Source organism: Caldivirga sp. UBA161, assembly GCF_002506515.1.
Taxonomy (GTDB): Archaea; Thermoproteota; Thermoprotei; order Thermoproteales; family Thermocladiaceae; genus Caldivirga.
The window spans coordinates 1,096-10,941 of record NZ_DAXS01000067.1 but is presented as its reverse complement, the minus strand read 5'-3'; the positions used below and the strand labels follow the sequence as shown (position 1 = coordinate 10,941).

Sequence of the window (9,846 nt, the reverse complement as noted above, 5' to 3'; positions counted from 1 at the left end):
CAGGGCGGGGAGGAGGTCAGCTCACTTTAATGGGGGCTACTGAACTTATCCGCTTTAAAAATCATGCTAACGCCGCAATATGTTAAAATATTAATAGGAGCCTTCAGTGTACTTCCTGTGAAGTTGTTTAGGTGCAGCTTATGTGGAGCTGAGGTTCCCTTCAGTGAGGTTGTTTACATTAAGGGTAATGTGGTTATCTGTAGGAGGTGCTTCCCCACGTATTACGTTAAGAACTGCGCCTTCCTAAGGAGAAGGCTCATTGGGGAAAACCCACAGGCCTGTTCCTTCTGTCAATTCAGGAAGAATTGCGATTCATATATTGCATCACTTAAGGGTTCCTCTGAAGCCTAATTAACACTACATGGGGTAATTACCTTAATTATAAATGTGCTTTAAAGCATCTGATTATAATACATGGGTTAGGGTCAGCTTAACTGCCTTTGGGTACTTCACCTAATGGCTGCCTTAATATAGTCTTTAAGCTTATTTATTCACCTAATAATATATTACTTAATTCTACTTCACGTAACCCTAATTACATAAACTTTAATTACTCTCCTTGGCTTCCTATGATGCCTATAAGTGTATGGTATACTTAGCTTGAATCCACGTGCAACCTCAACACTTTTACCCAATGCCTTAACCACCTTAGTAATGTAGCCCTCAGTCCCCTCCTTATGTATACTGTATGTTACCTTAGATAAGTTAAGTGAAGCTAAAAGTAGCTTAACATCAGTACCCCTAGAGCTCCATATACCGAAGGGTGGGTTCTGGAATACGGTATCCAGCGGCTTTACTAGCGCTGGCATTGTAAAGTCCATGACGGCTAAATCAACCACATTAAGTAAACCTAGTTCACTCAAATACCTGTAAGCATCCTTTACAGCATCTTCATCAACATCAGAGCATATGACTTGGATTGAACCAAGTAATGCAGCTGCCGCTGAGAACCTACCTGTACCGCAGGTTGGGTCAATAACCCGCCTTCCAGCTACATCCCCCTTAAGGTAAGCTAGCCAAACAACCTCAGCCACCACGTCAGCGTCTGTAACATACTGCTCCAGCTTAAGCTTAGGCCTACTATATCCCCCTATATCCTGTATAATGGCTTCAAGTCCCTTCTTCCCTCTAATGCGGCTCCCCCTTAAGCACCAATGCTTATTACATTAAAATATTTAACTAAAGCCATGGCTTAGGTGCAGTTACCCAGTGGATTAAGGGTGGGGGTAACTTTACGGCAGGTTTCCCTTAACTCCCTAGCCTTATCCTCAGGTAGTGAATCATAGGTAAAGGTCCATAATCCCCATTCAACGCCGGCAGCATACTTAAGCTTACTAGCATCCCTAAGCATTGGGTAGAATTCAACATGCATGTGGTAAGACTCATCATTCTTAACTGGGCCCTGGTGGAAGGCCATTATGTAGGGCATATCCCTACCTAGTACATTATCAAGCATTGCTGTGGTCACCCTAAGTGCATCAGCTAATTTAACTAACTCATTATCAGTTAATTGGCTCATCTTCTGAACGTGCCTTCTCGGTATTACGTGAACCTCATAAGGCCACATGGAGTAGTAGGGCTTCACCACGTAGAATTCACCATTAGTGTAAAGTACCCTTTCCCCAAGCTTAACCTCCTCATCAAGTATACTGCATAATAGGCACTTACCAGTACGCCTCATGTACCTCCTCATGTTCCTTAACTCAAGCCTAATCCTCAGGGGTACGTAGGGTAAAGCGTACATTTGGCTATGCGGGTGAGTTAAGGATACGCCTATCTCCTTACCCTTATTCCTAAAGAAGTAAATGTACTTCACGAAGCCGCTGCCCTCAAGTTTAATCATCTCATCCCTAACACCCCTCATCACTAATGCTAAGTCATCTAGGGGTATTTCATGCAGGTCCTTAAGGTCATGCCTAGGCGACTCAACAATAACCATACAGTAGCCTAGGGAACGCCTAGCCTTAAAGCCATCAACGCCATGCACCTTCGGGGCATTGGGTGAAAGCATGGGGAATTTATTAGGCAGTATTAGGAAGCGCCAACCTATCCCAGTCTCCTCATTACCCTCATCAAATGGGCAACGGTCACTGGGCTGCCACGGCCTAGCCTCCCTAACGCTCGACACCATTATCCACTCACCTATTAATGGATTATACCTAAGCTCCATTACCATGGGTTAGTGCTTATTAAGGTTGGTTAAATGCATTATCAATGATAACTTCATCAGCCCCAGGTAGAGTGGATTTATTTAATACGCACCAGGACTATAAGGGATTACCCGTTATTCCAGCTGCAGTGGACTTAAGGACTATTGTCGAGGGGGAGTTGAGAATGGGTGATGTTATTAAGGTTAAGTCAATCAACATGAATGAGGAGGCCGAGTTAAGGGTTAGTGATGAATTGAAGGTTGGGCAATGGAGTAGCTACGTGTTAGCCGCCTTGAAGGCTTTATCAATGCACGGTTACTTCATAGGTGGTGCTGAATTAACAATAAGAAGTAATGTACCTGTGGGTTCAGGGTTAGCTAGTAGTGCAGCGTTGCTGGTTTCAGTGGTGAACTGGTTTAATAAAGCGTATGGCTTAGGATTATCTAAGAGGGATATTGCTGAATTAGCCTATGAGGCTGAACACAATGTAATGGGTATACCCTGCGGTAGGCTCGACCAATACTCCTCATCATACGGGGGATTAATAATACTGGAGGCCAGGGTACCCTACAGGGTTGAGGAACTGGGTGTTAAGGACCTTGACTTCATTGTGGTTGACTCAGGGGTTAGGCATAGTACAATGAATGTGCATACTGTTAGGCAGAGGGAACTTAGGGAGGCCCTCAGTTTGCTTAAGGAGTCCATGCCGAGGAGTCAATGGGATAAGTTAAATAAGCCACTTGATGAGGTTGACTGGGATTGGTTAGCCTCAGTGGCTAAGGATTACTTAAACACGCTGAGTGATGTACATAGGAAGAGGCTTGAGTTCACAATACTCATGAATGAGTCAACTAAGAAGGCTATAGCTGAATTGAGGAAGAGTAAGCCAGATAGGAGGGTTTTGGGAGAGGTTATGAATGAGCAGCATAGGTTACTTAGGGACTTATACGAGGTCAGTATACCGGAGCTTGAGGATATTAAGAGGGCCCTTGACGACAATGGTGCATTAGGATCTAAGATAAGTGGTGCAGGCATGGGTGGTTCAATAGTGGCCTTAGCTGAGGGTAGGAAGGAGGCTGAGAGGATCCTTGATTCAATTAAAAGTAGGTGGAGGGGTTGGGTTGTGTCGATTGACCAGGGTGTGTCCTAAAATATTAGCGTGATTTATTTAAAAAGGGTTAAGGTAAGGTTGCCGTATGGTTAGTAAAGTTAAGATAGTGGCTACAATTGGGCCCTCATCGGAGAAGCCTGAGGTTGCTGAGAAGCTAATTAAGTTAATTGATGGGGCTAGGGTTAACTTCTCCCACGGCGACTTAAATACATGGGTAAGTAGGATTGAGTTAATTAGGAGGATTAACCCAAGCATCCCCATACTTGGTGACTTACCGGGGCCAGGGGTAAGAACTGGTGAAATGGTTGACTTACCCTTCAGTAAGGGTGATTCATTAACCTTTAAACTGGCTAATGAGGGTAAGGGTTACGTACCAGTGCCTGTTAAGGAGTTCTTCAGTATTATTGATAAGGGTGACGTAATTATAATGGATGATGGTAGGATAAAGCTTGAGGTGGTTAGTAAAGGTAATAATGAGGTTACTGCAGTAGCCTTAACAAACGGCATAATTAGGACGCATAAGTCAATAACAATAATGAATAAGGACTACCCGCTCCCAATACTTGGGGATAGGGATAAGGAGGCCATTAAGGTTGCCGCTAAGTATAACCTAGAGTACCTTGGGTTAAGCCACGTTAGGAGTGTTGAAGATATTGAGAACGCTAAGGAGTACTTAAGGAGCCTCAACTACGCACCAATGATTATTGTTAAGGTTGAGACGGCCAGCGCAATAAGGAGTATAAGGGATGTAGCTTGCAATGCTGACTACGTCATGGTGGCTAGGGGTGACTTAGGCATGGTGTTTAACCTGGAGGAGGTTCCTAAGATTCAGGAGAAGATAATTACAGCAGCGCATGCCTGCGGTAAGCCAGTAATGGTGGCTACTCAACTCCTTGAATCTATGGTTAATAACCCAGTACCCACTAGGGCGGAGGTAGTTGATGTAATGACCAGTGTGCTTCAGGGTGTTGACTCACTGCTTTTAACTGATGAAACAACAATGGGTAATTACCCAATTGAAGCCGTTGAGTGGCTTAGGAGAATAGTGGATAACTACGATGATCAAGTAACCCCAGGTTTTAGGGCTGATTTAACTATATTTGATGAGAGGATGAGGTTTGCATTAGGGGTTGCTGAGTTAGCTAATAGCATAGGTGCAAAGATAGTGGTCTTCACTAAGAGTGGTTTAACCGCCATTAGGCTTTCCAGGTATAGGCCTAAAGTACAGGTATTGGTTGGTACCCCAAGTGATACAGTGTTCCGTAGGCTTAAGCTGCTTTGGGGTGTTGAGGCTAGGGTCATTAATGACCAGGACTACGATAAGGGTATGGTGGATACCTTAAACACATACATTAAGGAGGGTTTAATAAAGCACGGCGACCTAGTAATATTAACATATGGCCTTAGACCAGGTGTAGGTGAGTATGAGCATGTGATTAAACTCATTAGGGCCTAGTTCATGTGTAAATTAAGACCTAAGCTATTTAAACACCTCCCCTGGATTCAACATATGGTTGACTTGGGGGAGGTTACTGTGAAGGAGCTTGAGTATTTAAGGGCCATTAATAATGAAGGTTCACCAATATCGATAACATCATTATCCAGGAAGCTAGGTAGGTCAGCATCAAGCGTCTATGAGGAGATTAACCACTTAGCCTCAAAGGGTTTCGTAACTAAGAACCCTGATGGAGTCTGCCTAACAAGTGACGGTAGGATGCTTCTTGAGTTGGTTGATAATAGTCATAGGATAATTGAAACCTGGCTCGTTAGCCTAGGCTTCAGTGTTGAGGAGGCTTGCAGGCTTGCATCAAAAATGGAGACGACAATGCCTATTGAAGTTCTCAGGAAGCTCTACGAGAATATGGGTAAGCCAAGTTCCTGCCCCCATGGTAAGCCCATAACCTTTGAGGACGCGGCATTAAATGCAACGGGTAAGCATTAATTAAGGCAGCATTAGCCGGTGGTTCAGTGGCCTTTATCTTAAGCCCTCCTAGGGGTTCTGGCTCCACAGGCTGTGCAAACTAATACGTATATTCTATCCTCCTTAGTAAGGTAAGTGTCTATGGAACCGCAGACTGGGCACGTCACATAAAGTTTAATATACCTATCGTAAACTGCCTCAAGGGTTCTTGGAGTGCGTTCAGCATATATTACTAGGGATCCATTAGAGTCAACATTACCCGGTACAGCCAGTTCCTTAATGAAAAACCTAGCCATGTGGGTAACATCCCTATTTAACCTATCAGCTATGTCCTTAAAGTTCTTAATTATGGTCCTCCTGGGTTCAATCTCAACGCTAAGCTTAGGTATCTCCCTCCTCCTCTCAACCTTAGGAGTCACTATCTTGTAGGCTCTTTCAAGTAACTTAAGGTAAGTTGGATCCACTGACATTAAACAAACCCCACAGTACCCACTTATAAGTGTATAGGAATCACTTAAGGCTAATGATGCCGGCTTAGATGATTACTGTATTAACATATTTAATCGTGGTTTCTTGAAACTTAGGGTATTGAAAAGGCTTTGCTAATAAGCTGCCTAGAGGAGCCATGGTGATTAATTATGTGATCTTTAGCCATGTGGTTGAGGAACCTGATCTTAAGGGAAACTACTGTAACTTAACCCAGGGTATTGGAACCTCATCAATCCTCCACCTCTGCTTGATTACACTATCCTCAATACTAATGGTTACGCCGCTTTTATAGGCTAGTAAACCAGTCCAAGCAATCATGGCACCATTATCACCTGCATATTCAGGAGGGACAACGTGCAGGGTTGCCGTGTATTCTGATGCAACAATCTCCATTATGTTCCTTAATATGGGGCTCCTAGCAACACCACCAGCCAACACAATCTCCCTCTTACCCAGTAGCGCTAAGGCCCTCTCAGTTACCTCAGCAAGCATGTAGTATGCTGTGTTAACTATGGATAAGCAAACGTCTTCAACCCTCTTCCCTCCCTTAACTAACTTCACCGCTGCAGTGTATAGGCCTGCGAAGGACATGTCTTGCCCCTTAACAGTGTAGGGTAATTCCAGCATCACCTTACCCTTACTGGCGCATTCCTCAAGGTGCGGCACACCAGGGTTAGGTAGGCCAAGGAACCTGGCGAACATGTCGAGGCAATTACCCACAGATATGTCCATCGTCTCCCCAAAGACCCTATACCTACCACCTGAGTAGGCGGTTACCATGGTGTGCCCACCTGAGACCAAGAGTACTAACGGGTCCTTAGCGCCCGTGGTCATTTTAGCTATCTCAATGTGGGCTACCCCATGATGGACAGGTACAAGTGGTTTACCATACTTAATCGCTATGAACCTAGCCACAGTTGCCCCAACCCTTAAGGCTGGCCCTAAGCCGGGTCCTTGAGAGAAGGCTACTGCATCAAGGTCGCTTAACTTAACCCTAGCCTTATCTAAAGCCTTCTTAACTAAATACGGTGCCTTCACTGCATGATGATCTGCAGCCTCCCTGGGGTGAATGCCTGAGCCTTGAGGCGGCGTATATGTTTCATTCTCATTAGCTAATACTCCATCATCATCGACTACCCCCACCCCTATGGTGTGGGCTGTGGATTCAATACCGAGAACTATCATATGCATCATATGCCTTAGGTTCTATTTAAATTATAACTCAACTTATAATGAATTCATTTCAATCACCTTAAGGGTAAATATGCTAATTATGGGTCCTTAATTCACTTACCTCTGCCTTGGCCTCTGCCTTGGTGCTTGACTTTCAAATATGGTGTAACCACATTTGCCACAATGCCACCTGGGTACTGGTTCCTTATGGTAAGCCATCACTGAACCACACCTAGGGCATAGCCTCTTATTAAACCTAAACACGCCCTTCTCCATGTCTATGGTATACCACGTGTGTGCCCTTGCCTTAACAGCCTTACTCATACTCAACATGCAGTGAGCTCCCTTTTTAAAAATAGCTGTCCGTAATACTTTCACGTAACCTTTCATTTTCCTGCTATTAAGTGGGCTGAGGCTGTAAAGCCAAGTGCCTCCTGTATCCTCAAGGTTAATTAACCCCGTAAACGGTGCGGGGTAATGAGGCTTATTAATAATTGCAATGAATGCTAAAACCTAGGCACTCTACTTACTGCTTCAATGATGGGTTAAGGATAATGCGTAAAGTGGCCTTAATGATTAAACAATACTTAAAGTAATGGGTAAGGAACAACCTTTATTAGGCTTAACCAAGGTAGTGTCCACGTGAAGAACCCCATTGAGGTTAGGAAAATTCAAGTGGCAGGTAAGTCCTCATTAGCTGTAACTATACCCAAGAGGTGGGCTGAGGTACTTGGGATTAATGCGGGTAATCCAGTTTACCTGGAGTTTAGGGGTTATGAGATTGCTGTATTACCTGCATTAATGGTTCATGATGTTGAAACCCAGAGGGTTATTGAGGTTAAGCCAGGTGAGAGTTCTGATTCAGTCATTAGGAGGGTTATAAGCGCATTCATTAAGGGTGCCCAGGTAATTAGGGTTATGTTCACTAATGGTATTGATAGGGAATTGATTGATGAAGTCACCAGGGAGATTAGTGTCCGTGTACCCATAGTTGAAACCATAAGTTACGGTAATGGTGAAGTTAAGGTAACTGTACTATCCCCCACCAGCAACATGCCTATTAAAAGCTTCATAGCTAGGATGAGTAATGTTGTGTCAGGGATGTTTAAGGATGCCTTAAGTCTAATTAAAATGGATCCTGAGGAGAGGCTTAGCGTGGCCAGGGATATTATGGATAGGGATTATGACGTTGATAGGAATTACATGCTTATACACAGGTTAATAAACATGGCTGTTAATGGTTTAATAAGTGTGAAGAGTGTTGAAATTGATGATAGGCCTGAGCTCTTATCCTGCCTATTAGTCTCTAAGTCACTTGAAAGGTCAGGTGACCACTCCTGGAGGATTGCTCAATGGATGCTTGAGGTTGGTTCAATTAGTGAGGATGTGGCGAACCTAATACTGACCCTTGGTGATGAGGTTAATGATCTTCATAAATCCGCAGTATCCTCCTTCCTAAGCAAGGATGTTGATAAGGCTCAGGCAGTGTTGGATATGAGGAATAATATAGCGCAAAGGAGGGTTGAGGTTAATAATGCGCTTAAGGCCTATAACATAACGGGGCCGTTAAACCTAGTGATTGAATCAGTAGGTAGGTTAGCGGCCTACGCCTACGATATCGCTGAAATAACCCTTGACACATACTTATGAATTCTACATTAACTAGGTTCGTATTAATGAACTACCTTAATAATACTTAAATTTCAGTAAACAGGATTAATGATTGCATTATTTAATTACACTGCCTTACCCACTGTTTGTGGTTTAAATGATTGGCCTTTATCTTATAAAGTTTAAAAGTAAGGTGAGGTAAGGTTCATTGATGTCCAGCCTATTCGATAACGTTAAGCCACTTACCACGGGGCAGGAGAGGTTAATTAATGTGCTTAAGGATGATAGCAATGAGGTTATTGGAGCCTTTGGCCCAACTGGAACTGGTAAAAGCTTCATAACGGTAATCTACGGTATTTCAGCAGTATTAAGTGGCCGGTTTAAGAGGCTCATAATAGCCAGGCCCCTAATAGATATAACTAGCGGTAGGCTTGAATCCCCCGAGGAGTTGGGTGACTTATATTACAGGGTTGCTGGTCAATACTTATACGACATACTGGGTTACATGGTGTCCAGGGATGATGTAGAGAAGATGCTTAGGGATGGTAGAGTCATTGTAACTGATGTTAATTACCTAAGGGGTAGGACCTTTGATGAATCAGTTATACTGCTTGATGATGCGCAGCATGCTCCCCCTGAGAATGCTGCTGAAGTCCTCATGAGGATGGGTAGGAACGCTAGGTTAATTATCGCTGGTGACCCAATACTGCAGAGGCCATTGGGTATTGAGAAGGATGGCGCAACATTAATGAGGGAGGTTCTTCTTAATGAGGAGAAAGCCATGGTAGTTGACCTGGGTTTAAAGGATATAATTAGGCCTGGGGCTAAGAGGGGCCTTAAGCTAATGTTTGAGCTTAGGCTAAGGAGGAGGGGCCTAAATGATGATGAGAAGAAGCTAATAGACGTTATAAGGGTTCATGCCCCAGATGCAGATGTAGTCACAGTGGTGGGCTTTAGGGATATTAAGGAAAGCCTAGATATAAAATCAGAGAATGTTCCAGATGCGCTAATAGTTGCTAAGGAGGGTTACTTAGGTAGGGTTGTGGGTAAGGGTGGGGAGAGGATTAAGGCAATTGAGAATGATTCGGGCTTCAAGCTAATTAGAACAGTTGAAATGAACCTGGACTTCAAGCAGTGGATTAGAACAATACACCCAATGAGTTGGATAACTAAGCATATTGTTGATGTTGACTTCGCTGGGCCTGAACTACAGGTGACCTTAAGGAGGGAAATGGGAGCCTTCGTTGGGCCTAAGGGAATCTACATTAGGCTTCTTGATAGGGTTTTCAAGAGGCTATTAAACATTGGTGTGAGGGCTGTTGAGGAGGAGCAGCCCTCAGAGTAATAGCATCAACTGACTAATTCGCCTATTGTCGTATAAATATTCTGCA

General features: G+C 43.8%; 11 protein-coding genes. 6 read left to right on the top strand and 5 right to left on the bottom strand.

From position 1 onward, the window contains the following. Positions 1–117 precede the first annotated feature (117 nt). Positions 118–351, top strand: a complete 234-nt coding sequence (locus BP896_RS07325; protein ID WP_291767151.1) for a hypothetical protein — start codon at positions 118–120, stop codon at positions 349–351. Between the two features lie 170 nt (positions 352–521). On the opposite strand, the gene BP896_RS07320 is transcribed toward BP896_RS07325, so the two are convergent. Beyond that, on the bottom strand, positions 522–1,034 hold the full coding sequence (locus BP896_RS07320; RefSeq protein ID WP_291767150.1) for an METTL5 family protein: 513 nt from the start codon (positions 1,032–1,034) through the stop codon (positions 522–524). Between the two features lie 158 nt (positions 1,035–1,192). Beyond that, the gene (galT, locus tag BP896_RS07315; RefSeq protein WP_291767148.1) at positions 1,193–2,176 is read right to left on the bottom strand and encodes a galactose-1-phosphate uridylyltransferase; all 984 of its coding nucleotides are present in this window, start codon (positions 2,174–2,176) and stop codon (positions 1,193–1,195) included. A 38-nt stretch (positions 2,177–2,214) separates the two neighbouring features. On the opposite strand from galT, the gene BP896_RS07310 reads away from it, so the two are divergent. Genes BP896_RS07310 through BP896_RS07300 form a run of 3 tightly spaced genes read left to right on the top strand, consistent with a single transcriptional unit; the run spans position 2,215 to position 5,203 of the window. Continuing rightward, positions 2,215–3,300 carry a galactokinase gene (locus tag BP896_RS07310; RefSeq protein WP_291767147.1) on the top strand — a complete coding sequence of 362 codons (1,086 nt, stop codon included), beginning with the start codon at positions 2,215–2,217 and terminating at the stop codon, positions 3,298–3,300. 46 nt (positions 3,301–3,346) lie between these two features. Next, on the top strand, positions 3,347–4,717 hold the full coding sequence (pyk, locus tag BP896_RS07305) for a pyruvate kinase (RefSeq protein ID WP_291767146.1): 1,371 nt from the start codon (positions 3,347–3,349) through the stop codon (positions 4,715–4,717). 54 nt (positions 4,718–4,771) lie between these two features. Further along, complete coding sequence (locus BP896_RS07300) at positions 4,772–5,203, top strand: metal-dependent transcriptional regulator (RefSeq protein WP_291767145.1); 432 nt, start codon at positions 4,772–4,774, stop codon at positions 5,201–5,203. Between the two features lie 38 nt (positions 5,204–5,241). Here the strand turns inward: BP896_RS07300 and BP896_RS07295 are convergent, their stop codons facing one another. The 3 genes from BP896_RS07295 to BP896_RS07285 all read right to left on the bottom strand — a co-directional run bounded on the left by BP896_RS07295 (position 5,242) and on the right by BP896_RS07285 (position 7,177). Continuing rightward, positions 5,242–5,652: a translation initiation factor IF-2 subunit beta gene (locus BP896_RS07295; RefSeq protein ID WP_291767144.1), complete on the bottom strand. Its 411-nt coding sequence runs from the start codon at positions 5,650–5,652 to the stop codon at positions 5,242–5,244. Between the two features lie 214 nt (positions 5,653–5,866). Then, entirely contained in the window at positions 5,867–6,856 is a 990-nt protein-coding gene (gene kae1, locus BP896_RS07290) for a KEOPS complex N(6)-L-threonylcarbamoyladenine synthase Kae1 (RefSeq protein WP_291767143.1), read from the bottom strand. A gap of 105 nt (positions 6,857–6,961) precedes the next feature. Then, on the bottom strand, positions 6,962–7,177 hold the full coding sequence (locus tag BP896_RS07285; protein WP_291767142.1) for a 30S ribosomal protein S27ae: 216 nt from the start codon (positions 7,175–7,177) through the stop codon (positions 6,962–6,964). 309 nt (positions 7,178–7,486) lie between these two features. On the opposite strand from BP896_RS07285, the gene BP896_RS07280 reads away from it, so the two are divergent. Both BP896_RS07280 and BP896_RS07275 read left to right on the top strand, forming a co-directional pair. Continuing rightward, a complete protein-coding gene (locus BP896_RS07280; protein ID WP_291767140.1) occupies positions 7,487–8,494 on the top strand; it encodes a phosphate signaling complex PhoU family protein in 1,008 nt (335 codons plus the stop codon). A gap of 172 nt (positions 8,495–8,666) precedes the next feature. Beyond that, on the top strand, positions 8,667–9,800 hold the full coding sequence (locus BP896_RS07275) for a PhoH family protein (protein ID WP_291767138.1): 1,134 nt from the start codon (positions 8,667–8,669) through the stop codon (positions 9,798–9,800). The last annotated feature ends 46 nt before the right edge of the window (positions 9,801–9,846 follow it).